This window comes from Enterobacter sp. T2, from assembly GCF_010692925.1.
Lineage (GTDB): Bacteria > Pseudomonadota > Gammaproteobacteria > Enterobacterales > Enterobacteriaceae > Enterobacter > Enterobacter kobei.
In genome coordinates this window covers 1802216-1827016 of record NZ_CP048736.1, presented here as the reverse complement: position 1 = coordinate 1827016, position 24801 = coordinate 1802216, and the positions used below count along the sequence as shown (strand labels likewise).

General features: G+C 52.6%; 25 protein-coding genes. 16 read left to right on the top strand and 9 right to left on the bottom strand.

Features of this window, described 5'->3' with window-relative positions; all coding sequences use genetic code 11:
* Positions 1–62: 62 nt before the first annotated feature.
* Positions 63–317: a putative hemolysin gene (locus tag G0034_RS08655; protein WP_023332730.1), complete on the bottom strand. Its 255-nt coding sequence runs from the start codon at positions 315–317 to the stop codon at positions 63–65.
* Positions 318–480: 163 nt separating this feature from the next.
* On the opposite strand from G0034_RS08655, the gene G0034_RS08650 reads away from it, so the two are divergent.
* Together G0034_RS08650 and G0034_RS08645 are read left to right on the top strand one after the other, a co-directional pair.
* Entirely contained in the window at positions 481–1500 is a 1020-nt protein-coding gene (locus G0034_RS08650) for a sensor domain-containing diguanylate cyclase (protein ID WP_179121317.1), read from the top strand.
* 43 nt (positions 1501–1543) lie between these two features.
* The gene (locus tag G0034_RS08645) at positions 1544–1642 is read left to right on the top strand and encodes a YoaK family small membrane protein (RefSeq protein ID WP_014883431.1); all 99 of its coding nucleotides are present in this window, start codon (positions 1544–1546) and stop codon (positions 1640–1642) included.
* A gap of 127 nt (positions 1643–1769) precedes the next feature.
* On the opposite strand, the gene G0034_RS08640 is transcribed toward G0034_RS08645, so the two are convergent.
* The gene (locus tag G0034_RS08640) at positions 1770–2018 is read right to left on the bottom strand and encodes a GlsB/YeaQ/YmgE family stress response membrane protein (RefSeq protein ID WP_008500746.1); all 249 of its coding nucleotides are present in this window, start codon (positions 2016–2018) and stop codon (positions 1770–1772) included.
* A gap of 280 nt (positions 2019–2298) precedes the next feature.
* A complete protein-coding gene (locus tag G0034_RS08635) occupies positions 2299–3783 on the bottom strand; it encodes a sensor domain-containing diguanylate cyclase (RefSeq protein ID WP_230939108.1) in 1485 nt (494 codons plus the stop codon).
* Between the two features lie 192 nt (positions 3784–3975).
* On the opposite strand from G0034_RS08635, the gene G0034_RS08630 reads away from it, so the two are divergent.
* Positions 3976–5475, top strand: a complete 1500-nt coding sequence (locus G0034_RS08630; protein ID WP_179120716.1) for an EAL domain-containing protein — start codon at positions 3976–3978, stop codon at positions 5473–5475.
* A gap of 1 nt (position 5476) precedes the next feature.
* Here the strand turns inward: G0034_RS08630 and G0034_RS08625 are convergent, their stop codons facing one another.
* The 3 genes from G0034_RS08625 to icd form a co-directional block, all read right to left on the bottom strand.
* The gene (locus G0034_RS08625; RefSeq protein ID WP_014883428.1) at positions 5477–5722 is read right to left on the bottom strand and encodes a DUF2543 family protein; all 246 of its coding nucleotides are present in this window, start codon (positions 5720–5722) and stop codon (positions 5477–5479) included.
* Positions 5723–5791: 69 nt separating this feature from the next.
* Positions 5792–6139 carry a DUF1304 domain-containing protein gene (locus G0034_RS08620; RefSeq protein WP_179120715.1) on the bottom strand — a complete coding sequence of 116 codons (348 nt, stop codon included), beginning with the start codon at positions 6137–6139 and terminating at the stop codon, positions 5792–5794.
* Between the two features lie 77 nt (positions 6140–6216).
* Positions 6217–7467, bottom strand: coding sequence for an NADP-dependent isocitrate dehydrogenase (gene icd / locus G0034_RS08615; protein WP_014883426.1), 1251 nt, complete (start codon positions 7465–7467; stop codon positions 6217–6219).
* 117 nt (positions 7468–7584) lie between these two features.
* On the opposite strand from icd, the gene rluE reads away from it, so the two are divergent.
* The 8 genes from rluE to G0034_RS08575 all read left to right on the top strand — a co-directional run bounded on the left by rluE (position 7585) and on the right by G0034_RS08575 (position 15392).
* The gene (gene rluE, locus G0034_RS08610) at positions 7585–8238 is read left to right on the top strand and encodes a 23S rRNA pseudouridine(2457) synthase RluE (RefSeq protein WP_087529560.1); all 654 of its coding nucleotides are present in this window, start codon (positions 7585–7587) and stop codon (positions 8236–8238) included.
* A gap of 9 nt (positions 8239–8247) precedes the next feature.
* Positions 8248–8721 carry an NUDIX hydrolase gene (locus G0034_RS08605; RefSeq protein ID WP_014883424.1) on the top strand — a complete coding sequence of 158 codons (474 nt, stop codon included), beginning with the start codon at positions 8248–8250 and terminating at the stop codon, positions 8719–8721.
* Between the two features lie 40 nt (positions 8722–8761).
* A complete protein-coding gene (mnmA, locus tag G0034_RS08600; protein WP_014883423.1) occupies positions 8762–9874 on the top strand; it encodes a tRNA 2-thiouridine(34) synthase MnmA in 1113 nt (370 codons plus the stop codon).
* 26 nt (positions 9875–9900) lie between these two features.
* Positions 9901–10530: a high frequency lysogenization protein HflD gene (gene hflD, locus G0034_RS08595; protein ID WP_014883422.1), complete on the top strand. Its 630-nt coding sequence runs from the start codon at positions 9901–9903 to the stop codon at positions 10528–10530.
* 19 nt (positions 10531–10549) lie between these two features.
* Complete coding sequence (gene purB, locus G0034_RS08590; RefSeq protein ID WP_014883421.1) at positions 10550–11920, top strand: adenylosuccinate lyase; 1371 nt, start codon at positions 10550–10552, stop codon at positions 11918–11920.
* Positions 11921–12043: 123 nt separating this feature from the next.
* Entirely contained in the window at positions 12044–12715 is a 672-nt protein-coding gene (gene phoP, locus G0034_RS08585; protein WP_014883420.1) for a two-component system response regulator PhoP, read from the top strand.
* Positions 12716–14179, top strand: a complete 1464-nt coding sequence (gene phoQ / locus G0034_RS08580) for a two-component system sensor histidine kinase PhoQ (RefSeq protein ID WP_014883419.1) — start codon at positions 12716–12718, stop codon at positions 14177–14179. It abuts the gene before it with no gap.
* Positions 14180–14270: 91 nt separating this feature from the next.
* Positions 14271–15392 (top strand): ribosomal protein uL16 3-hydroxylase, encoded by a 1122-nt coding sequence (locus G0034_RS08575; protein ID WP_014883418.1) that lies wholly within the window; start codon positions 14271–14273, stop codon positions 15390–15392.
* A gap of 87 nt (positions 15393–15479) precedes the next feature.
* On the opposite strand, the gene G0034_RS08570 is transcribed toward G0034_RS08575, so the two are convergent.
* Together G0034_RS08570 and pepT are read right to left on the bottom strand one after the other, a co-directional pair.
* The gene (locus tag G0034_RS08570) at positions 15480–15971 is read right to left on the bottom strand and encodes an REP-associated tyrosine transposase (RefSeq protein WP_047344176.1); all 492 of its coding nucleotides are present in this window, start codon (positions 15969–15971) and stop codon (positions 15480–15482) included.
* A gap of 96 nt (positions 15972–16067) precedes the next feature.
* Positions 16068–17291 (bottom strand): peptidase T, encoded by a 1224-nt coding sequence (pepT, locus tag G0034_RS08565; protein ID WP_014883416.1) that lies wholly within the window; start codon positions 17289–17291, stop codon positions 16068–16070.
* 237 nt (positions 17292–17528) lie between these two features.
* Here pepT and potA point away from each other — a divergent pair, with 237 nt between their 5' ends.
* The 4 genes from potA to potD are packed head-to-tail and all read left to right on the top strand — an operon-like array spanning position 17529 to position 21337.
* Entirely contained in the window at positions 17529–18677 is a 1149-nt protein-coding gene (gene potA, locus G0034_RS08560) for a spermidine/putrescine ABC transporter ATP-binding protein PotA (RefSeq protein WP_198923270.1), read from the top strand.
* Positions 18661–19518, top strand: a complete 858-nt coding sequence (potB, locus tag G0034_RS08555) for a spermidine/putrescine ABC transporter permease PotB (protein ID WP_047027471.1) — start codon at positions 18661–18663, stop codon at positions 19516–19518. Before potA ends, potB begins: the two co-directional genes overlap by 17 nt.
* Entirely contained in the window at positions 19515–20306 is a 792-nt protein-coding gene (gene potC / locus G0034_RS08550; RefSeq protein ID WP_014883413.1) for a spermidine/putrescine ABC transporter permease PotC, read from the top strand. Before potB ends, potC begins: the two co-directional genes overlap by 4 nt.
* Positions 20303–21337, top strand: coding sequence for a spermidine/putrescine ABC transporter substrate-binding protein PotD (potD, locus tag G0034_RS08545; RefSeq protein ID WP_059372002.1), 1035 nt, complete (start codon positions 20303–20305; stop codon positions 21335–21337). The genes potC and potD overlap by 4 nt, the downstream gene beginning before the upstream one ends.
* 47 nt (positions 21338–21384) lie before the next feature.
* On the opposite strand, the gene G0034_RS08540 is transcribed toward potD, so the two are convergent.
* Positions 21385–22614, bottom strand: coding sequence for an EAL and HDOD domain-containing protein (locus tag G0034_RS08540; RefSeq protein WP_014883411.1), 1230 nt, complete (start codon positions 22612–22614; stop codon positions 21385–21387).
* 237 nt (positions 22615–22851) lie between these two features.
* On the opposite strand from G0034_RS08540, the gene G0034_RS08535 reads away from it, so the two are divergent.
* Positions 22852–24783 carry a methyl-accepting chemotaxis protein gene (locus tag G0034_RS08535; RefSeq protein WP_023332718.1) on the top strand — a complete coding sequence of 644 codons (1932 nt, stop codon included), beginning with the start codon at positions 22852–22854 and terminating at the stop codon, positions 24781–24783.
* Positions 24784–24801: the final 18 nt, after the last annotated feature.

Sequence of the window (24801 nt, the reverse complement as noted above, 5' to 3'; positions counted from 1 at the left end):
GTAGCCAGATACTGGCTAAGAATAATCCTAAAGAGAAGTGTATCGCAGCACCTGCCCCTCTGTCACCTGGTGGGTTGCGGATGATCGCGACGATAGAGCGTCCATTCGTCGATCACTTCACCACCCGGCAGCTTGCACTCGGTACGAACACCCTGCGGGCTTTGAATCGGGATCTGTTCCCCGCCCTTTTCCAGACAGTAAACGGAAGCCGGGTTCGCCATACCTACGGCCTGAGGCGGTTTGGGCGCATCGGGTGGGGTTGTTTTTGCGGTACAGGCGGCCAGGGGAAGCGTCAGCGCCAGAAGCAGAAATCTCATCGCATCGATCCTTTTGACATCATCTTTGCCTAAGGGTAACGGCTCAGCGCCGCTTTCTCCATATATAAAATTTTCTGCATTCATGTTTTACTATGCCTGAAGCCTAAGAATTCAGCATAACATGCAGATGCAGACGTCTTCTGCCTGGGAGTCTTTCTACGTCATGTCGGATATTATCCTTGCCCGTGTTTCAGAAACCCTCGTTACTGAGCAATCCCTTGAAAGTCTCGTTCGTCAGCTGCTGGAGATGCTGGAAATCGTCACCGATATGGAGTCGACTTACCTGACGAAGGTGGATATCCAGGCGCGGCTGCAGCATATCCTTTATGCCCGAAACAGTAAGCAGATGACGATCCCGGAGGGGCTGAGTGTGCCCTGGGATGAGACGCTGTGTAAGCGCGCGCTGGATAGCGACACCATCTTCAGTAACGATGTCCCCGAGCGCTGGCCGGAGTGCGAAGCGGCGAAAGCTCTCGGTATTACCACTTACATGAGCATTCCGGTTCATCTCGCCGATGGCTCGCTTTACGGTACGCTTTGCGCCACCAGCACGGCTAAAAAGCCGCTCAGCGAGCGCGGTGAACAGATATTAAAATTATTCGCCGGGTTGATTGGTCAGTACATTCAGAAAGAATCTCTGGTGAATCAGCTTCGGGAAGCCAACGCGGCGCTCATCGCACACTCTTATACCGATGCCCTTACCGGCCTGCCCAACCGTCGCGCCATCTTTGAGGATCTGACTACTCTGTTTTCCCTGGCTCGACACCTGAAACGTAACGCCATCATTGCGTTTATCGACCTGGACGATTTTAAATTGATTAACGATCGGTATGGGCATGAAGCAGGCGACCAGTTCCTGATTGAAGTGGGCAAGCGTTTGACCGCAGAAAAACAGCAGGACGATATCATTGGTCGGCTGGGCGGCGATGAATTTCTGGTGGCCTCTCTGAGTCATGTCGACAATGAGGAGCACATGAATCAGCTTAAAGCGCGCTTCAACGCCCGCATTGCAGGGGAATACTGGCTGGGTAACATTAACCTTATTTATCCGGGAGCCAGCCTCGGCGTCATCGAAGTGGACCCAGACGTAACCGATCCGGACAGCGCATTACGTGCTGCTGATGTGGCGATGTATCAGGATAAGAAAGGAAAAAGCAAAACACGCTTTCTCGCGATGGATTAACCCCGTACACTCTACGGCGTTATAAAAAGAAAAAGGTGATGATATGAGAATAGGGATCCTCTTCCCTGTCGTTATTTTTATAACGGCGGTCGTGTTTCTGGCATGGTTTTTTGTCGGTGGTTACGCTGCACCGGGGGCATAAATGAGAAAAACCACGCTCATTATGTTAATCATCGCCATTGTGGCCTTTGCTGGCACGCAGCTTGGCTGGTGGTGAACCCGTGATGTAAAAAGGCCGCCATCCGGCAGCCTTTTTTAACGCTTCAGTTTTAGCTTTTGATCTTTCTGTAGATAAACAGCACAACCAGCGCGCCGATCACCGCAACCGCAAAGCTGCCGAAGTTAAAGCCATCTACTTTCCCGAAGCCGAACAGCGTACTGATCCAGCCGCCGACTACCGCGCCGACAATACCCAGTATTACGGTGACGATAAACCCACCGCCATCTTTGCCCGGCATGATCCACTTCGCCAGAATACCCGCAATAAGCCCAAAGATAATCCAGGATAAAATTCCCATAACTTTCCTCTCTGTATGGTTTTTGTCATTAAATCAACGACACAAAAAAGGATAGCACAGGATTTGAGAAAGGAAATTTGTGATAAGCCTCACACTGACCAGATGCGCATTTTGCCATCAAAATGCCCTTCCCCAGGAAATGTGGGGTTGCATCTTTTGTTGAGAAAGATTATCTTTCTCAACACTGAATGGTTGAGAGAAATACTCAGGTATTCAGTACGACATTGCTCACATTGCTTCCAGTATTTCTTGCCCACGCTTTCGTGGGCTTTTTTTTGGGTTATACCCCAACAAAAGCGTGCCGGTTACGGCCTCCGCGTTTTGCCTGATAGAGCGCCTGGTCCGCGGCAATAATAATATTCTGCTGACTGCCCGCGATGTCGACAGCACGCGCAGTGGAAATGCCTACACTCACCGTGACCCGCCCGAAAGGACTGAACGCGTGTTCAATGTGGAGTGAGAAGACATTGCGAATAATCGCCTGTGCAAGGCGGAGCGCCTCCTGGATATCCGATTCAGGCAATATCAATGCAAACTCCTCCCCGCCATATCGCGCCACAAGCTGGTTGTCGCGAGTGAGGCTTTCCCTGAGGCAGTTTCCCAGTAATGCCAGACACCTGTCCCCTTCCGGGTGACCATAGTTATCGTTGTACTTTTTGAAGTAGTCCACATCCACGAGGAGGAGCGAAATCGGCGCGTCCTCTGCCGCACACATCGCGATGTCGGAGAGAATTTTTTCATCAAAAATACGTCGGTTATAAAGCCCGGTCAGGGCATCCTCCGAGGCAATAATCTTTAGCGCTTTGTTATCCCGTGTTTTTCTGGATAAGTCGGAATACAGGAAATAAGACGCCACGATGAGTATCGCGGTAAAAACGAAAATAAGTAAGGCAAGCTGAATCGCCTGCTTGCGCCAGGGTGAAAGGGCTTCATCCGCGCTGACCGCCACCGTCGTGACCAGTCCGTAGCGGCTGTTTTTCTCATAGGCATAAATGCGTTCGATTTTATCAAACCGGGAAACGGAGCTGGCTATCCCTGTATTTTGTACTTTTAGGTATTTCCTGAAGAGAGGAGAATCTGAAAAAATCGTACCGATATAGGTATTCTTAAAGGGGTAGCGAATCAGTAAAACGCCTGTTTGTGTCGTTAAGCCAATAACGCCCGCGTGTCCGATATTGATCTGTCCATAAAGGGTCAGAAAGTTTTCGATACCCAGCGTCACCACCACGACGCCGTTAAATGCCCCCGTGTGAGTCTCAAGGCGTCGGCTTATGGTAATAACCCATTTACCATTGGTTCTGCTTATCACTGGCTCGCCAATAAATATCTGCTGGCTTTTATTTTCCTTGTGATAGACAAAGAATGACCGGTCCGCGCCTTTACGGGGACCTGCAAAAGTTTCGTGCAAGGCGGTGAAGATATCCCCCTGCGCATCATAGACAACCACATTATTAATCTGGGTAAGAAGGTTATCCTGATTGCTTATCATTCGCTGAATATTGATCGCCTGTTGCGGGGTCATGCCATAAATTTCAAGGGTGTCGGAAACGGTGGTAATCAACATTTCACTTTGGCGTATGATCCCTTCTGTATAGACATTCAGGGTATGGCTCAGGTTGGCAACGCTGGTATTGATCTGCTGGATTGACTGCTGTCGGGACGTTGCAATCTGCACGGCAAGCGACAATGAAATGATCAACGAGACAATGATGACGGTAATGGTTGTTGTGTAAAAAGTATTTTTGACATGCACGAGCTTTTCCACCTTATCACGCCTGACATCCCTGGCTGACAACTCTTGTCACTGTAACAAAGCTCAGGTTAAGAGGAAAATGAATTGCACTTAAGCATAGTTCATCCACCTGGATTAGGCTGACTACCCATATTATCGGGGTTGTAGCAAGCCCAGCCTGTGATAAGATTTGAAAAATCAGGGAGCGGACAAGGTATCTGGAAAATGAAAAAGATCGTTGCCGTTACTATCGTTTCAGCGTTTCTGGTCTTTCTGTCTCTTTATACGGTCAATGCGGTTATCATGGGCCAGCAGAAAAGCAAACTGCGTGAGATTTCCCAGACCCTTTTACAGTATTCAGAAGGCCTGTCTCAGAGCGTGGCGCAGACACTCAAAGGCCTGACCACTCAGGGATGCGACAAAGCCAGCCTTGATCGCTACAGACAGATTAAGCTCGACAGCCTCTATTTTGCAGACATCGGTTTTATAGAGCAGGGAAAAATAATCTGTACCGCTTTTTGGGGAAAACTCGCTAACCCTGTCCCCCTGCCAGCAGAGCTCCATAAAACACCCAGGGGATTCCTGCTCGCGCAATTTTCCAGAAAAGATTTTTTCACGGGCAATGCGGCCATCTACAATAATCTTATTATCTTCTCCTCCCGCTACGCTTACGATAAATTCACCCCGGTTACCAACAATTACTCCCTCAGCGCAACCACCAAAGACTTTGCCAGAATATTTTTTTCAGCAACCCATGAAGTAAAAGAACAGGATGGGGTACATTCCACGTTATTTACCCTCACCCTCACACAGTGCAGCACTTCCTGGGATTTGTGCGTCATTGTTAAGCATCACCATGCAGGACTGGCCTCGTTATCTCCCGCGGTGTTTGCCTTTCTCGTGGCTATTTTATGTTTTATCTGGATTGCGATAACGTTATTTTTCTTTCGACTCAATGAAGACCGCTTTTCACTGGAACGGACGTTGGTTAAAGCCGTCTTAACCAACACTATTGGCGTTCACTACCAGCCCATAATTCGCATTCAGGATAGCAAAATAGTGGGCGTGGAGGTTTTATCGAGATGGCGCGACGCAAAACACGGTGACGTCTCGCCGGAATTGTTTATTCCATTAATCCAGAAAATTGGTTTGTATAAAAAATATTATACCCATATTCTTGAGAAATCCCTTAAGGACATCGCACCGCTGGTGCTTAAGCATCAGCTGGTCGTTTCGCTCAATGTTGGTCGAACGGAAATTGAAGATGGACAATTTATCAGCATTTTGCGCCGTGAATGTTTAGCCAACAACATTCCGCTGTCTCTGGTAAAAGTCGAGCTCTCTGAAAAAGCCGTTTCCACCGCGAATATTCTGGAGGGCTTCTGTCAGAAGTTAAAATCCCTTGGTGTCAGAATATCCATTGATGACTTCGGTGTGCAAAACTCCAACCTGGCCAGGCTTTCGCTTCTTGAATATGATGAGATCAAAATCGACAAGTCGCTGGTCGATGGCATCAGTGAGCATTATAAGCAGAACATTTTTGTGATCTTTAGCGACGCCCTCGCAAAACTGAATAAAACGCTGGTTTTCGAAGGCGTTGAGAACGAAATACAATTCCGCTTTATTGCTGAACGATATCCTGAGGCTCTGGTTCAGGGATGGTATTTTTCAAAATCTGTTTCCCGCCGTGAGCTTGCGAAGCGGCTCCTGGGCCTGGCGCGGTAGGCTATTCATTTCCCCACTGATTAAGGAAGTTAGCAATATCATCAATACGTTCAGCATGAACCCCGGCTTCACGCGCCATCTCTTGCTGAGCTTCCTCATCAATCTCCTCATTATTTGATAACCGCGTGAGCAGCAGCTGGAAATAATGCGCCAGTGGGTCCTGCTCTGACTCACTGACAGGCTTTGCGGCTTCCGTCGCGTATTCTTCGACGATGTCATAATACTTCAATGGGATGTCGTTATTCATAACTGTCTAAACCTCTCAGGATGAAGCCACAAGTATATCGGACGACGCACGGTTGACCAACGCGTTGCTTCAGATAAGCAGCGCAAGCAGGGCGGCAAGCGCAGGTAAAGCCTGAACATACAGAATCTTCCGGCTGGCGGTCATTGCGCCAAAGAGACCGGCAATCAGCACGCAGGCCAGGAAGAAGATGGCCACATGAACACCCTCTTCACCGAGCCAGAGGCTCCAGAGCAAACCCGCCGCAAGAAAACCGTTGTATAGCCCCTGATTCGCGGCTAGCACGCGGGTTTCACGCGCAAATTCCGGGCTGAGATTAAACGCCTTATGCCCGGTTCTGGTGTCCCACAGGAACATTTCCAGCACAAGGATGTAAAGATGGATAAATGCAACGACAGCGATAAGAACAGTGGCTAGCATCGTGTAATTTCCTGCAGGCAGAGGCAAAAAAAACGGGAACCCTCAGGCCCCCGCTCTTGTTTAACCCAGAGTCTGGATTACATGTTCGCGATGATCGCGTCGCCAAACTCTGAACATTTCAGCAGTTTAGCGCCTTCCATCAGACGTTCGAAATCGTAAGTTACGGTTTTGGCGTTGATCGCGCCTTCCATACCTTTAACGATCAGGTCTGCGGCTTCGAACCATTCCATATGACGCAGCATCATCTCTGCGGACAGGATGATAGAGCCTGGGTTCACTTTGTCCTGACCTGCATATTTAGGAGCAGTACCGTGGGTCGCCTCGAACAGAGCGCACTCGTCACCGATGTTTGCACCAGGGGCGATTCCGATACCGCCAACCTGTGCTGCCAGGGCGTCAGAGATGTAGTCACCGTTCAGGTTCATACAGGCAATCACGTCGTATTCAGCAGGACGCAGCAGGATCTGCTGCAGGAACGCATCGGCGATCACATCTTTAACGATGATCTCTTTGCCGGTGTTCGGGTTCTTAATCTTCTGCCACGGGCCACCGTCGATCAGCTCACCGCCGAACTCTTCTTTCGCCAACTGGTAACCCCAGTCTTTGAAGGCACCTTCGGTGAACTTCATGATGTTGCCTTTGTGAACCAGAGTCACAGAGTCACGGTCGTTGGTGATCGCGTATTCGATAGCTGCGCGCACCAGACGTTTAGTCCCTTCTTCGGAGCATGGCTTGATGCCGATACCACAATGTTCAGGGAAGCGAATTTTCTTCACGCCCATCTCTTCGCGCAGGAATTTAATCACTTTTTCTGCGTCTGCAGAGTCTGCTTTCCACTCGATGCCCGCGTAGATGTCTTCTGAGTTTTCGCGGAAGATAACCATATCGGTCAGTTCAGGGTGCTTAACCGGGCTTGGGGTGCCCTGATAGTAACGCACCGGACGCAGACAGACGTACAGGTCCAGCTCCTGACGCAGTGCCACGTTCAGGGAGCGGATACCGCCGCCGACTGGGGTGGTCAATGGGCCTTTGATAGCAACGCGGTAGTCGCGGATCAGGTCCAGCGTTTCTGCTGGCAGCCAGACGTCCTGGCCATAAACTTGAGTCGATTTCTCACCGGTGTAAATTTCCATCCAGGAAATTTTACGCTCGCCTTTGTAGGCTTTCTCAACAGCGGCATCAACCACTTTCAGCATTGCCGGGGTAACGTCTACACCGATACCGTCACCTTCAATGAACGGGATAATCGGATTGTGAGGAACGTTAATCTTGCCGTTTTGCAGGGTGATCTTTTTACCTTCCGCCGGAACAACTACTTTGCTTTCCATTAACCTCTCCTTCGAGCGCTTCTGGTTGTTACTGATCTTATGTTAATAAATTGTAATGAGCCCTTCGATAGTACCTGAATGTCCTGCGCCATGAAAGGTCTTCGTTATTAGGCTATAATGCGGCAATTGATAACGCCTGAAAATACCATGAAGAAAACTTCTTTTACAAAACACCGGGTTGAGCGATTCAGCTCGCGACAAGCCGCCAGAAGACCGCAAGAAACCCAGCCGAAGCGGGTTATTTTGTTCAATAAACCCTACGATGTTTTGCCGCAGTTCACCGATGAGGCCGGACGCAGCACGCTGAAGGATTACATTCCCGTTCAGGGCGTTTACGCCGCCGGGCGTCTGGACCGGGACAGCGAAGGACTTTTAGTTTTAACCAACGACGGCGCTCTGCAGGCAAAGCTCACACAGCCGGGAAAACGCACGGGCAAAATTTACTTCGTGCAGGTCGAAGGCGAACCGGATGAAGAAACGCTGGAGAAATTACGCCGTGGCGTAACGCTGAACGATGGCCCAACCCTGCCTGCAGGTATTGAACGCGTGGATGAGCCGAAGTGGCTATGGCCGCGCAATCCGCCCATCCGCGAACGTAAATCTATTCCGACAAGCTGGCTTAAAATCACCCTTTATGAAGGCCGCAACCGTCAGGTTCGGCGCATGACCGCTCACGTCGGCTTCCCTACTCTGCGTCTGATTCGCTACGCCATGGGCAGCTACACCCTGGAAACGCTGGCAAACGGTGAATGGCGAGACGTTACCGCTTAAGGAGTCACTATGTTTAAACCTCATGTTACGGTCGCCTGCGTGGTCCACGCCCAGGGTAAATTCCTTGTAGTCGAAGAGAGCATTAACGGTAAAGCGCTGTGGAACCAGCCAGCCGGGCACCTTGAAGCCAATGAGACCTTACTGCAGGCAGCAAAACGCGAGCTGTGGGAAGAGACCGGCATACACGCTGAACCCCAGCACTTTATCCGACTGCATCAGTGGATTGCGCCCGATAGCACCCCGTTCCTGCGCTTCTTGTTTGCCGTCGAGCTTAGCGAAATGTGCGCCACAGAGCCGCAGGATGACGATATCGACCGCTGCCTGTGGGTGACTGCCGAGGAGATCCTTAACGCGCCAAACCTGCGCTCGCCGCTGGTTGCGGAAAGCATTCGCTGCTGGCAGTCTGCTGGCCGCTTACCGCTGGAAGTCATCGGCGCATTTAACTGGCCGTTTACAGAGGGTGCCAATGGTGGGGGGGCGTGATAGAATACGCCGCCTTGAAGTTCAATGTCGTGAGTATTCCATGTCAGATAACAGCCAGAAAAAAGTGATCGTCGGCATGTCCGGCGGTGTCGATTCCTCCGTTTCCGCCTACCTGTTACAGCAACAGGGCTATAAGGTGGAGGGCCTGTTCATGAAGAACTGGGAGGAAGATGATGGCGAGGAATACTGCACTGCCGCTGCGGATCTCGCCGATGCGCAGGCCGTGTGCGATAAGCTCGGCATTGAACTGCACACCGTTAACTTTGCTGCAGAATACTGGGATAACGTCTTTGAACTGTTCCTGGAAGAGTACAAAGCGGGGCGCACCCCGAACCCGGATATTCTGTGCAACAAAGAGATCAAATTTAAAGCCTTCCTGGAATTCGCTGCGGAAGATCTGGGCGCAGACTACATTGCGACCGGCCACTACGTGCGTCGTGCAGATGTGAATGGCAAAAGCCAGCTGCTGCGCGGCCTGGACGGCAACAAAGATCAGAGCTACTTCCTTTATACCCTGAGCCACGAACAGATCGCCCAGAGCCTGTTCCCGGTTGGCGAGCTGGAAAAGCCGCAGGTACGTAAAATCGCGGAAGAGCTGGACCTGATCACCGCAAAGAAAAAGGACTCTACCGGCATCTGCTTCATCGGTGAGCGCAAATTCCGTGATTTCCTTGGCCGCTACCTGCCTGCACAGCCGGGTAAAATTGTCACCGTTGATGGCGATGAGATCGGCCAGCACCAGGGGCTGATGTACCATACTTTAGGCCAGCGCAAAGGTCTGGGTATCGGTGGAACCAAAGATGGCAGCGAAGATCCGTGGTATGTGGTCGACAAAGATGTCGAAAACAATATTCTGGTTGTCGCCCAGGGGCACGACCATCCGCGTCTGATGTCCGTTGGCCTTATCGCGCAACAGCTGCACTGGGTCGATCGCGAGCCGCTGAAAGGCACGCTGCGCTGCACGGTGAAAACGCGCTACCGTCAGACCGATATTCCTTGCACCGTTACCGCGCTCGATGACGATCGCATTGACGTGCGTTTTGACGAGCCGGTTGCCGCCGTCACCCCAGGTCAGTCTGCTGTCTTCTACAGCGGCGAAATCTGCCTGGGCGGCGGGATCATTGAACAGCGCCTGCCGCTGCCCGCTGTTTAACAGAGTGCACACATAAAGGAGACCATGTGGCGAAGAACTACTACGACATCACCCTGGCGCTGGCAGGAATTTGCCAGTCTGCCCGTCTGGTGCAACAGCTGGCGCATCAGGGTCATTGCGATGCCGATGCCCTGCACGTTTCACTCAACAGCGTTATCGACCTTAACCCCGGTTCAACTCTGGGTGTATTTGGTGGGAGTGAAACCAATCTTCGTCTCGGTCTTGAAACCCTGCTTGGCGTACTTAACGCCAGTAGTCGTCAAGGGTTAAACGCAGAACTGACCCGCTACACCTTAAGCCTGATGGTACTTGAGCGTAAGTTGAGCGCGGCGAAAGGCGCGCTCAATACCCTGGGCGATCGTATCGGCGGGCTCCAGCGTCAACTCGACCATTTTGATCTGCAATCCGAAACGCTGCTGAGCGCGATGGCCGGTATTTACGTTGATGTCATCAGCCCGCTGGGCCCACGTATTCAGGTCACCGGATCCCCTGCCGTGCTGCAAAGCCCGCAGGTGCAGGCAAAAGTACGTGCGTCCCTGCTGGCAGGGATCCGCGCCGCCGTGCTGTGGCATCAGGTTGGCGGTGGCCGTCTGCAGTTAATGTTTTCTCGTAATCGCCTGACCACTCAGGCAAAACAAATTCTTGCTCATTGTTAACCTCCCGGAGTTGCGAATTATGGAATTATCCTCACTGACCGCCGTATCCCCTGTCGATGGACGCTACGGCGATAAAGTCAGCGCGCTGCGCGGGATCTTCAGCGAATATGGTTTGCTGAAGTTCCGTGTTCAGGTTGAAGTACGCTGGCTGCAGAAGCTGGCCGCCCAGGCAGCAATCAAGGAAGTTCCTGCTTTTGACGAAAAGGCAAACGATTACCTTGATAAAATCGTTGCTGAGTTTAGCGAAGAAGATGCCGCGCGCATTAAGACCATTGAACGCACCACCAACCACGACGTGAAAGCGGTTGAGTACTTCCTGAAAGAGAAAGTGGAAAGCGTCCCTGCCCTGCACGCGGTGTCAGAGTTCATTCACTTCGCCTGTACCTCTGAAGATATCAACAACCTGTCTCACGCGCTGATGCTCTCTACCGCGCGTAAAGAGGTTGTGCTGCCTTACTGGCGTAAGATCATCGACGCGGTGAAAGCGCTCTCCGTGGAATACCGCGACATTCCGCTGCTTTCCCGTACTCACGGCCAGCCAGCCACCCCTTCCACCATGGGTAAAGAGATGGCGAACGTGGCGTACCGCATGGAGCGCCAGTACCGCCAACTGGAACAGGTTGAAATTCTTGGCAAAATCAACGGTGCAGTCGGTAACTACAATGCCCACATCGCCGCTTACCCGGAAGTGGACTGGCACCAGTTCAGCGAAGAGTTTGTCACCTCCCTGGGTATTCAGTGGAACCCGTATACCACGCAGATTGAACCGCACGACTATATCGCTGAGCTGTTTGACTGCATCGCGCGCTTCAACACCATTCTGATCGACTTCGATCGTGACGTGTGGGGCTACATTGCGCTGAACCACTTCAAGCAGAAAACCATCGCCGGTGAAATTGGTTCTTCCACCATGCCGCATAAAGTGAACCCAATTGACTTCGAAAACTCCGAAGGCAACCTGGGCCTGGCGAATGCCGTGCTGCAGCATATGGCGAGCAAACTGCCGGTATCCCGCTGGCAGCGTGACCTGACCGATTCCACCGTACTGCGTAACCTGGGCGTGGGTATTGGCTACGCGCTGATCGCGTACCAGTCCACCCTGAAAGGCGTGAGCAAACTGGAAGTGAACCGCGATCGTCTGCTGGACGAACTGGATCACAACTGGGAAGTGCTGGCGGAGCCGATTCAGACCGTGATGCGTCGCTACGGCATCGAAAAGCCGTATGAAAAACTGAAAGAGCTGACTCGCGGCAAGCGTGTAGATGCTGAAGGCATGAAACAGTTTATTGACGGTCTGGCACTGCCAGAAGAAGAGAAAACGCGCCTGAAAGCCATGACGCCGGCGAACTACATTGGCCGCGCCATTACCATGGTCGACGAGCTGAAGTAACACCCCTTCCCCCCTTTCCGCCCGGAAAGGGGGTTGCTTTTCCCCGGTTTACTGAATGTTTATCCCCACGGCAACATAATCAGCGTTAAACTATTCGTACTACATATTCTGGGAGAAAAGATGATGCGCGTACTGGTTGTTGAGGATAACGCATTGCTACGCCACCACCTGAAGGTTCAGCTTCAGGAGATGGGACATCAGGTGGACGATGCTGAAGATGCAAAAGAAGCCGATTATTATCTCAATGAACATCTGCCGGATATCGCCATTGTCGATTTAGGCTTGCCTGATGAAGACGGTCTGTCGTTAATTCGTCGCTGGCGCAGCCATGATGTTTCTCTCCCGGTGCTGGTTCTGACCGCCCGCGAGGGCTGGCAGGACAAAGTTGAAGTGCTCAGCGCCGGTGCGGATGATTACGTCACCAAGCCGTTCCATATTGAAGAAGTGGCCGCGCGCATGCAGGCGCTATTACGCCGCAACAGCGGGCTGGCTTCACAGGTTATCTCCATTCCGCCTTTCCAGGTGGATCTCTCCCGACGCGAGCTCTCGATTAACAATGAAGTGATCAAGCTGACCGCTTTCGAATACACCATCATGGAAACGCTGATCCGTAACAGTGGCAAGGTTGTGAGCAAAGACTCCTTAATGCTCCAGCTCTACCCGGACGCGGAGCTGCGCGAGAGCCATACTATTGATGTGCTGATGGGGCGTTTGCGTAAGAAAATTCAGGCGCAGTACCCGCAGGATGTGATCACAACCGTCCGCGGCCAGGGCTACCTGTTTGAATTACGCTAAATGAGACAGATTTTGCGCCATATTCTGCCCCTCTCACTGCGGGTTCGTTTTTTGCTGGCAACGGCCGCAGTGGTGCTGGTGCTGTCGCTCTCCTACGGTATGGTCGCCCTGGTGGGTTACAGCGTCAGCTTCGATAAAACGACTTTTCGACTGTTACGTGGCGAAAGTAATCTGTTTTACACTCTGGCGAAATGGGAAAACAACCGTATCAGCGTTGAAATGCCCGAGAACCTGAATCAACAGAGCCCTACTTTAGCCCTGATTTACAACGAAAAAGGGAAGTTGCTGTGGGCGCAAAGAGATATCCCGTGGCTGGTTAAAAGCATTCGTCCGGAGTGGCTTAAAACCAATGGTTTTCATGAGATAGAAGCCGATCTTAACACCACCAGCTCGCTGATTCGCGAAGATCGCTCTATGCAGCAGAAACTCAATGAAATCCGCGAGGATGATGCCGAAACGGAGATGACGCACTCCGTGGCGATTAATATCTACCCGGCGACGATGAACATGCCGCAGTTGACTATTGTGGTGATCGACACCATTCCTGTCGAGCTCAAGCGCTCCTACAGGGTCTGGAGCTGGTTCGTTTATGTTCTGGCCGCTAACCTGCTGCTGGTAATCCCGCTGCTTTGGGTGGCGGCGTGGTGGAGCTTGCGCCCCATTGAATCCCTGGCGCGAGAGGTGCGCGAGCTTGAGGAACACCATCGCGAAAAACTCAATCCGGAAACCACCCGTGAGCTGACAAGTCTGGTACGTAATCTCAACCGCCTGCTGAAAAGTGAACGCGAACGCTATGATAAGTACCGTACAACCCTGACTGACCTCACTCACAGCCTGAAAACACCGCTGGCCGTGATGCAAAGTACCCTGCGTTCAATGCGCAGTTCAAAGCTGAGCGTTGATGATGCCGAGCCGGTGATGCTGGAGCAGATCAGTCGAATCTCACAGCAGATTGGCTATTACCTGCACCGCGCCAGTATGCGTTCCGGCAGCGCGCTTCTGAGCCGCGAGCTGCACCCGGTGGCACCGCTGCTCGATAATCTTACGTCCGCCCTCAACAAGGTGTACCAGCGTAAAGGGGTGAACATCAGCCTCGATATCTCGCCTGAGATAAGCTTTGTCGGCGAAAAGAATGACTTCATGGAAGTCATGGGCAACCTGCTGGATAACGCCTGTAAATACTGCCTGGAGTTTGTGGAAGTGTCTGCGCGTCAGACGGATAACGAGTTACATATTATCGTTGAAGATGATGGCCCGGGGATCCCGCGCAATAAACGTGATGTGGTGTTCGATCGCGGCCAGCGCGCCGATACGCTGCGCCCCGGTCAGGGGGTGGGGTTAGCCGTCGCACGTGAAATTGTCGACCAGTACGATGGAAAAATTGAAACCAGCGAAAGTTTGCTGGGCGGCGCCAGAATGGAAGTGATTTTTGGTCGCCAGCAGCCCACATCGAACGATAGTTAACCCGTTATATGAAAAATGCGAGGATCTCGCAGCCGGGGGGCTGAGCTTCCGTTATAATCCGTGTCAGTAAGAACCTGCGGAATAAAAAAATATGGATTATCACTTAACGCTTAACTGGCCCGAGTTTATTGAACGTTACTGGCAAAAACGCCCGGTGGTTCTGAAACGTGGGTTCAGCAACTTTGTCGACCCTATCTCGCCTGACGAACTGGCCGGTCTGGCCATGGAAAACGAAGTCGACAGCCGCCTGGTCAGTCACCAGGACGGGAAATGGCAGGTCAGTCACGGTCCTTTCGAAAGCTATGATCATCTCGGAGAAAACAACTGGTCCCTGCTGGTGCAGGCCGTCAACCACTGGCACGAACCCACTGCCGCGCTAATGCGCCCGTTCCGCGCCCTGCCCGACTGGCGGATGGACGATCTGATGATCTCCTTCTCCGTTCCGGGTGGCGGCGTGGGTCCGCACCTGGACCAGTACGACGTGTTTATTATTCAGGGTACGGGTCGCCGCCGCTGGCGCGTGGGCGAGAAAGTACCGATGAAACAGCACTGTCCGCATCCGGACCTGCTTCAGGTGGATCCGTTTGAAGGGATTATTGATGAAGAGCTGGAGCCAGGCGATATTCTCTACATTCCGCCTGGGTTCCCGCATGAGGGTTACTCCCTGGAAAACTCGCTCAACTACTCGGTTGGGTTCCGCGCACCAAGCGGTCGCGAGATGATCAGCGGCTTTGCCGACTATGTTCTGCAGCGCGAGCTGGGCAGCTATCGCTACAGCGATCCGGATGTGCCTGCGCGCGAACATCCGGCAGATATTCTGCCAGCAGAGCTGGACAAGCTGCGCGGTATGATGCTGGATCTGATCAACGAGCCGGAACATTTCAGACAGTGGTTTGGCGAGTTTATTAGCCAGTCCCGCCACGAGCTGGACGTGGCGCCTCCGGAGCCGCCTTATCAGGCTGACGAGATTTATGATGCCCTTCAGCAGGGCGACAAGCTGGTTCGTCTGGGCGGGTTGCGCGTGCTGCGCATCGGTGAAGAGGTCTTCGTCAATGGCGAGAAGCTGGATTCCCCGCACCGTCCTGCACTGGAAGCGATTGCCAGCCATATGGTTCTGACTGCTGAAACCTTTGGCGATGCGCTGGAAGATCCCTCATTCCTCGCCATGCTGGCCGCGCTGGTTAACAGCGGGTATTGGTTTTTTGAGGATTGAGTCTTGAGATGTGCCGGGTGGCGGCTTCGCCTTACCCGGCCTACATTCCGATCGTAGACCCGGTAAGCGCAGCGCCACCGGGCAATGTCACTTCCGCTCCCCCGCCGCAAACTCCTCGATCTCACCTGCCCAATCGGCAGGATATAATCCCTCGTGAATATCGCGATGAAACGTTGAAAACGGCCAGTCGATAACCTTTCTGACATACCCATGCTTCATCGGATTGATGTAGATGTAATCCAAATGCCGCCGGTAATCCTCTTCGTTTCGAATGGTGTGCTCCCAGAAACGCGGCTGCCAGATATGACGCATGTCGATGTTACGACTGAACGTTTTTTTGATATCACGCCAGCGTGCCGAAAAGTCACTGTCTCCTTCCGGTAAGGTCCAGATACAGTGCATATGTTCAGGGAGAATAACCCAGGCGTTAATGGTGAAGGGTTTCGCACGTTTAACCGTTAAGGTTGCAGCACGTAAGCTGTCGATATGGCGGGTAAGCAAATCGCTCTGGCGGTTTTGAAGGTTAACGGTGAAAAACCAGGTGCCGCCGGGAATATAGTGGCGACGATAGTTTGACATGGGGGCTCCTTGCCTGAATGCCGGGTGGCGGCTTCGCCTTACCCGGCCTACATTTCGATCGTAGGCCCGGTAAGCGCAGCGCCACCCGGCAATGTCTCACCGCTTCGCGGTTAACTCCGCTATGCGCACAATCACCTTCACCGCTTTTTCCATTCCTTCCAGCGTCACAAACTCATGCTTGCCGTGGTAGTTGTAGCCACCGGTAAACAGGTTCGGGCACGGCAATCCCATAAATGACAGCTGCGAACCGTCGGTACCGCCACGAATCGGTTTTAAGATCGGTTCAATATCGCAGTCGCGCATTGCCTGCCGGGCGATATCAATTATGTGCGGATGCGCCATCACCTTCTCACGCATATTGTAATAGCTGTCTTCGATGATGAGTTCAATGTAGCAGTCAGGATGCAGCCCTTTGCCTACCTTTTTGGCGATCTCCATCATCTTACGCTTGCGCGCTTCAAAGGCTTTACGGTCAAAATCGCGCACGATGTAGTGCATCTGGGCGCTATCCACGGTGCCCTTAATGCTGGTCAGGTGATAGAAACCTTCATACCCGTCTGTCATCTCCGGGCTCTCTTGCGCGGGGACTTCAGCATGAATACGCGACGCCAGCGACAGCGCATTCACCATCACCCCTTTGGCTGAGCCGGGGTGAACGTTGTTCCCGACAATTTTAATGGTCACCGAAGCGGCGTTAAAGTTTTCATACTCCAGCTCGCCCACGCCACCGCCATCGACGGTGTAGGCCCACTGCGCGTTAAAAGCCTCCACATCGAAATGTTTCGCGCCTTTCCCCACCTCTTCGTCCGGCGTGAAAGCAACCCGGATATCCCCGTGCGGAATGTTTTTGCCTTTCAGCACCGCCAGCGCCGTCATGATCTCCGCGATCCCCGCCTTATCATCCGCGCCCAGCAGCGTTTTCCCGTCGGTGGTGATGAGCGTCTGACCGAGCAACTGGTGCAGGACCGGGAACATCACGGGAGAGAGCACTTCGTCGCCAATGCCCAGCGCAATATCACCGCCGCGGTAGTTTTCAACAATCTGCGGGTTCACATGTTTACCGCTAAAATCCGGAGAGGTGTCGACATGGGAGATAAAGCCAATCGCCGGGATATCACCCGGGACATTCGCCGGCAGCGTGCCCATCACAGTGCCCTTTTCGCTTAACGTGACGTTAACCAGCCCCATGGCGTCGAGCTGCTCTTTAAGCAGGTTTAATAACTTCCACTGGCCTTCGGTGCTTGGCACCTGGCGGACACCCGGTTTAGATTGGGTATCCAGCGAAACGTACTGTAAAAAACGCTCAAGTAATTTATCCATGCAGTCACCCTCACTTTTTGTGACAACATTATCAATAAGCATCAAAACGCAAATATTGCGTCAGGTCACTTTTATCCCGCAAACGAGAATATTTTCCGTTTATATCGTTCTGCGTTAGTAAATGTAGCTTATGAATCAGTGACAAGGATTGGCGATTCCCGAGGTTTGCCGTAGAATGTCCGCCCTCATTACGAGTCACCAAGGTGGTTACACACAAACCCCGCTTCGGCCTGCTGCCTGAGGCGTCTATATGGGACAGTGCAAAAATTGAATACACAACCCCGTTCTCGTTCACCGCTGGTGCAACTTGAACGAATTCGTAAAAGTTTTGATGGCAAAGAGGTCATTTCCGACCTCAATCTGACCATCAATGACGGCGAGTTTCTTACGCTGCTTGGCCCCTCCGGCTGCGGCAAGACAACCGTACTGCGCCTTATCGCCGGGCTGGAAAGCGTCGATAATGGCCACATCCATCTTGAGAACCAGGACATAACCCAGGTTCCTGCCGAAGATCGCCACGTCAATACCGTCTTTCAGAGCTATGCCCTGTTCCCTCACATGACCGTGTTTGAGAACGTGGCGTTTGGCCTGCGGATGCAAAAAACGCCGGCCAGCGAGATCCCCCCGCGCGTCACGGAAGCCCTGCGGATGGTGCAGCTGGACGAGTTTGCTCAGCGAAAACCCCACCAGCTCTCCGGCGGTCAGCAGCAGCGCGTGGCCATTGCCCGCGCCGTGGTCAATAAACCGCGCCTGCTTCTTTTAGATGAGTCGCTTTCCGCGCTGGACTACAAACTGCGCAAGCAGATGCAGAACGAGCTGAAGGCGCTACAGCGCAAGCTTGGCATCACCTTCGTCTTCGTCACCCACGACCAGGAAGAGGCGCTGACCATGTCAGACCGTATTGTGGTGATGCGCGATGGCAAAATAGAGCAGGACGGCACGCCGCGTGAAATTTACGAAGAGCCGAAAAACCTGTTTGTCGCCAGCTTCATTGGCGAAATCAATATCTTTAATGCCACGGTGATTGAACGTCTGGACGATCGGCGCGTGCGCGCGAACGTGGAAGGACGTGAATGCAATATCACCGTGAACTTCGCCGTCGAGAAGGGACAAAAACTCAACGTCCTGCTGCGTCCTGAAGATCTGCGTGTCGATGAAATTCACGGTAATACCGAAGCCGAAGGGCTTATCGGCTATATCCGCGAGCGCAATTACAAAGGGATGACGCTGGAGTCCGTCGTCGAACTGGAAAATGGCAAAATGGTAATGGTCAGCGAATTCTTTAACGAGGACGATCCTGACTTCGACCACTCTCTCGACCAGAAAATGGTTATCAACTGGGTAGAAAGCTGGGAGGTTGTACTGGCTGATGAAGAACACAAGTAAATTCCAGAAGGTGGTGATTACCACTATCGTCGGTTGGCTTGTGTTATTTGTCTTTTTACCCAACCTGATGATCATCGCCACCAGCTTTCTGACCCGCGACGATGCCCACTTCGTTAAGCTGGTCTTTACGCTGGATAACTACGCGCGCCTGCTCGACCCGCTCTATTTTGACGTGCTTCTGCACTCGCTGAATATGGCGCTGATTGCTACCGTCGCCTGCCTGCTACTGGGGTATCCTTTCGCATGGTTCCTGGCCGGACTGCCACAAAAGGTGCGCCCGCTGTTGCTGTTTCTGTTGATTGTGCCGTTCTGGACCAACTCGCTGATTCGCATCTACGGGTTAAAAATCTTCCTGAGCACCAAAGGCTACCTCAACGCGTTTCTGCTGTGGCTGGGGGTGATTGATACCCCTGTACGCATCATGTTTACTCCGGGTGCGGTGGTTATTGGCCTTGTCTATATTCTGCTGCCGTTTATGGTGATGCCGCTCTACTCCAGCATCGAGAAGCTCGATAAACCGCTGCTGGAAGCGGCAAAAGATCTGGGTGCTAACAAGCTGCAAACCTTTATCCGCATTATCATTCCACTGACCATGCCCGGCATTATCGCCGGTTGTCTGCTGGTGATGCTCCCGGCAATGGGGCTGTTCTACGTTTCAGATCTCATGGGCGGGGCAAAAAACCTGCTGATTGGTAACGTGATCAAGAGCCAGTTCCTGAACATCCGCGACTGGCCGTTCGGATCCGCGACCAGCATTACGCTGACGGTGGTAATGGGGCTGATGCTGCTGGTCTACTGGCGCGCCTCACGGTTGCTGAATAAGAAGGTGGAACTCGAATGATCGGTCGACTGCTTCGCGGCGGTTTTATGACCGCCATTTACGCTTACCTTTATATTCCGATTATCATTTTGATCGTGAATTCGTTTAACAGTTCACGCTTCGGCATCAACTGGCAGGGCTTTACCACCAACTGGTACAGCCTGCTTATGAATAATGACAGTCTGTTGCAGGCCGCTCAGCACTCGCTGACGATGGCGATTTTCTCCGCCACCTTCGCCACGCTGATCGGTTCCCTCACCGCGGTGGCATTGTACCGCTATCGCTTTCGCGGTAAGCCGTTCGTCAGCGGCATGCTGTTTGTGGTAATGATGTCGCCGGATATCGTGATGGCGATTTCGCTGCTGGTGCTGTTTATGCTGCTGGGCATTCAGCTTGGCTTCTGGTCGCTGCTGTTTTCCCACATCACCTTCTGCCTTCCGTTTGTGGTGGTTACCGTCTTTGCACGTCTGAAAGGGTTTGACGTGCGTATGCTTGAGGCGGCGAAAGATCTGGGGGCCAGCGAGATGACCATCCTGCGCAAAATCATTCTGCCGCTGGCGATGCCCGCGGTAGCCGCAGGATGGCTACTCAGCTTTACGCTGTCGATGGATGACGTGGTTGTTTCTTCGTTCGTGACCGGGCCGAGTTACGAAATCCTGCCACTGAAGATCTATTCGATGGTCAAAGTCGGCGTCTCACCTGAAGTGAACGCGCTGGCGACCATTCTGTTGGTGTTTTCGCTGGTTCTGGTGATTGCCAGCCAGATTATTGCTCGTGATAAAACAAAATCTCAGGGGACAATGAAATGAAAAAAATGCTCGCCGCTGCGGCACTGGTACTTGGCATGGGTGCCGCGCACGCTGATGACGGTAAAACGCTCTACTTCTATAACTGGACCGAGTATGTGCCACCGGGCCTGCTGGAACAGTTTACGAAAGAGACGGGCATCAAGGTCATCTACTCGACCTACGAGTCGAATGAAACCATGTATGCCAAGCTCAAAACCTACAAGGACGGCGCATATGATCTGGTGGTGCCGTCTACCTACTTTGTCGACAAAATGCGCAAAGAGGGCATGATTCAGAAGATCGATAAAACGAAGCTCACTCACTTCAACAATCTCGATCCGGAGATGCTCAATAAGCCGTTTGACCCGAATAACGACTACTCCATTCCTTACATCTGGGGCGCAACCGCAATTGGTGTCAACAGCGAGGCTATCGATCCGAAAACCGTTACAAGCTGGGCCGATCTGTGGAAACCGGAATACAAAGGCAGCCTGCTGTTAACCGACGACGCGCGCGAAGTGTTCCAGGTAGCGCTGCGTAAGCTCGGCTACTCCGGCAATACAACGGACCCAAAAGAGATTGAAGCGGCCTATAACGAGCTGAAAAAGTTGATGCCTAACGTGGCGGCATTTAACTCTGATAACCCGGCAAACCCGTATATGGAAGGCGAAGTTAATCTGGGCATGGTGTGGAACGGCTCCGCATATGTTGCCCGTCAGGCCGGTACGCCGCTGGAGGTAGTGTGGCCAAAAGAAGGCGGGATCTTCTGGATGGATAGCCTCGCGATCCCTGCCAATGCCAAAAACGTGGAGGGTGCGCTGAAGCTGATTAACTTCCTGCTGCGCCCGGACGTGGCGAAGCAGGTTGCCGAAACGATTGGCTACCCGACACCGAACCTCGCGGCACGCAAGCTGCTGAAGCCTGAAGTGGCTAACGATAAGTCACTCTATCCGGAGGCCGACACCATCAGTAAAGGGGAATGGCAGAACGACGTTGGTGACGCCAGCCGCCTCTACGAAGAGTATTACCAGAAACTTAAAGCGGGCCGATAAACGGCATCGCGCTATTCCTCACGCCGTGCGAACGGCGTGAGGAAGCATTAACTGGCCGCATTCTCGCCAGCCCAAATCGTAGCCCTTCTCATCGCCTCGACCACATCATCATCCGACAGCCCCAGTGCGTGACTCAGTCTTGTCGCCTCCTCCCACTGCTGCTGCTCGTAGTAACGACAGAGTGCGATCATATCAGCTAGCTGCCCCTCCTGATGGCACAGTGCGTTGCTCACGCTCTGCGGCACCGCAATCTGCTTCATCAACTCGGTCATCGGCAGTTCAAGGAGAGTATCCAGCAGCGAGAACAGGCCGCACAGAAAAGCATTTTCAGCCAGCGTCGGTTCGTTTATCGCCTCTGCGATCAATTCGCAGAATTTCCCACGCATCATGCTCAACGGATAAAGCTCGCTGACGGTGTCATTGTCCGCACTCGCCAGGACCACGACGGCAACGAACCGTCTCAGCTGATTCTCCCCAAGATAGCGGAGTACCTCACTCAGGGTTAACTTGCTGAAATTACAGGCACCAACATGTTTAAATGCCGTGTGCTTCATGTAGCGCATAATTTTCCAGGAGAGGGTGAGATCACTTTTTATCAGCGATTCGATAATGCGATAATCAGGTTTATTACGTCCGATTTCCATTTGCAGGCGGAAAATCGCAAGCTGATTTTGCGATAAACGTTTATATTTAATCATCTCCGGACGGCAGAAAAAATAACCCTGAAACAGAGAAAATCCTTCATCTCTGAATCGAATAAATTCCTCTTTAGTCTCAATTTTTTCAGCGAGATATTTTATATGTGCGGTCTCGTTCTTACGCGATGCCAGATACTGTTTAATTTGCGCTAAGGTATAATTTCTGATATCGAATTTCAGAACCGAAATATAAGGTAAAAACGCATCCCATTCCGGAGCGAGGGTGAAATCATCGAGCGCGAAGTGGTAGCCGTGCGCATTCATCTCTCTAACGGCCTGCAACAGCTCAGCCCCCGGAACCGCATCTTCCAGTATCTCAATGACCACGCTCTCTTTATCGAGCGCTTCTCCGCTCCGGTCGATGACCATCCGGGAGGGAAAATTAATAAACGACGTGTGCTCCCCGGCGATCCGTTGCGCGGGTACACATAAAAACTGATCTGATATCATTCTGGATGTCGCATATTCCGCCGAGACATCCGGAAAACGGTTTGTCATTCCCTCTCTGAAGAGCAGTTCATAGGCGACCGTCTTCATCTCCGGGTTAAAAATGGGTTGTCTGGCGATAAATCCGTACATATCCCATCCTCCTCTACCACTTAATATTTATTAGCATCCTCTTTCTACACGACGATAACGAGCATTATCGAGCACTATTTTGATTGAATGCACAAAATAAAAGCATCCACACTAATTAACAGGGTTTATATTCTCAGAATTTAAATTAAATACTCCCGGTACTCTACAGAAAGAGAGTGATATATCCGATAAGTAATATGTGCCTGACCGACACGCACACGATTACGGGAGATAAGAATGCAAAACGCCAAGGTCCGAAGATCAAAAATGAGCGTCAAAACGTTAATGCTATTGTCCATTTTTCTCACCGTGACGGTAGGCTTTACCGCCACGATTGGTTTTATGATGTGGCAGTGGATGGCGCAGCAGGACAGTCTGGCCAAAAAACATATCCGCCAGATTGCTGAGGTGCAGTCTTTGCAGGTCAGTAAGGAGATGGATTCCGCGCTGGCTGCCGCCAGGGATATGGGCAACAGTGCCCTGGCGCTGCGGGATGCGGGCATCTCCGATCGCCAAAGTCTCAACCAACTGCTGATCCATTATCTTGCGGCCCACCCGCAGTTTCTCTCCATGTCGATGGCTTTTGAGCCCAACGCGTTTGACCATCAGGATGCCGCCTTTGCCGGACAGAGCGGAGAGGATCCTGCCGGACGCTATGCCCGCTATGTCGACCGCGATGCCTCTGGCAAACCCGCACTGCACCTGCTGACGGACCTGGAAACACCCGGCAGCGGCGATTATTACCTGCTGCCGAAGCAACGGCAAAAAGAGGTGATCATCGAACCCTATATCTACCCCTACAATGGCGTAGACGTCATGCTTACCTCCATTGCCGCCCCCATTATGGCTGACGGTAAGTTTCTGGGATCGGTCACCTCTGACTTTTCACTCGCCACGCTGCAAGCCATGACTGGGGCAATAAAGCCGTGGAACGGGACTGGCTATGCCCTGCTCCTCTCAGCGGAAAATAAAGTGGTATTCAGCCCGGACAAACTGGCCACCGGAAAACCTTACGCGGGAAAGATAACGGGCCATGATGTCATCCGGGAAAACGATCCACTGCTGAAGGAGGAGGCATTTATTATCTGGCAGGATATTGCAATTGGTAACAGCCAGACGCCGTGGAAGCTGGCCATCGTCACTCCGGTCAGTGAGGTGATGGCCGAGGCGCGTGCATTTTTGCTGAAAGCCATTGTCCTTATGGTGCTCAGTATCGTAGTGGTGAGCCTGGTCATGGCGCAAATCTTTACGCGTAAAGTTGACCGACCGGTGGGTGGCGAACCTTCTGACGCCGCCGGAATTGCCCTGGCCGTCGCCCGCGGGGAGCTGAACAATACAATTCCGGTGCGCGCGGGAGATACTCGCAGTATTTTTTACGCCCTGCACACCATGCAGATGCAGCTCAAACGCATCGTCGACAACATCAGCGATGCCAGCCATTCCGTGCGGGGTGGCACCAGCGAGATTTCGGCAGGTAACCTTGACCTTGCCTCGCGAACCGAGGAGCAGGCAGCAGCGATTGTGGAAACCGCGGCCAGCATGGAAGAGATTTCGGCCACGGTGAAGAATAATGCCGACAATGCGCACAAAGCGACCACGCTGACCGACCGCGCCGCCAGCCTCGCCGGACATGGCGAAACGCTGGTGAACGACGTTGTCACGGTGATCGGCGAGATTGATGACAGCGCGCGTAAGATCGGTGAGATCAACAGCATTGTCGATGGCATTGCCTTCCAGACCAATATCCTGGCGCTAAACGCTGCCGTAGAAGCCGCACGGGCGGGTGAGCAGGGACGCGGTTTTGCGGTGGTGGCCGGTGAAGTCCGTAACCTGGCCCAGCGGAGCGCTAACGCAGCAAAAGAGATTTCTCAGCTCATTGCCGAATCGTCTGGCCGCGTCAACAAAGGCGTTGAGCTGGTCAATGAAACCGGCGTGATGATGAAACAGGTTATCGAGGCAGTGTCGCATGTGCATCTGGTGATCAACGATATCGTTCAGGCGCTGGACGAGCAAAATCGGGGGATTAGCCAGGTCAGCACCGCCGTGAATCAGATGGACAGCACAACCCAGCAGAACGCCTCTCTGGTGCAGCAGATCTCAGCCGCGGCGCTCTCACTGGACGAGCAGGCTAAATCGCTGGAGAAGACGCTGGCGTTCTTTCATTCGTAAATCGTCAGGCACCCGCAG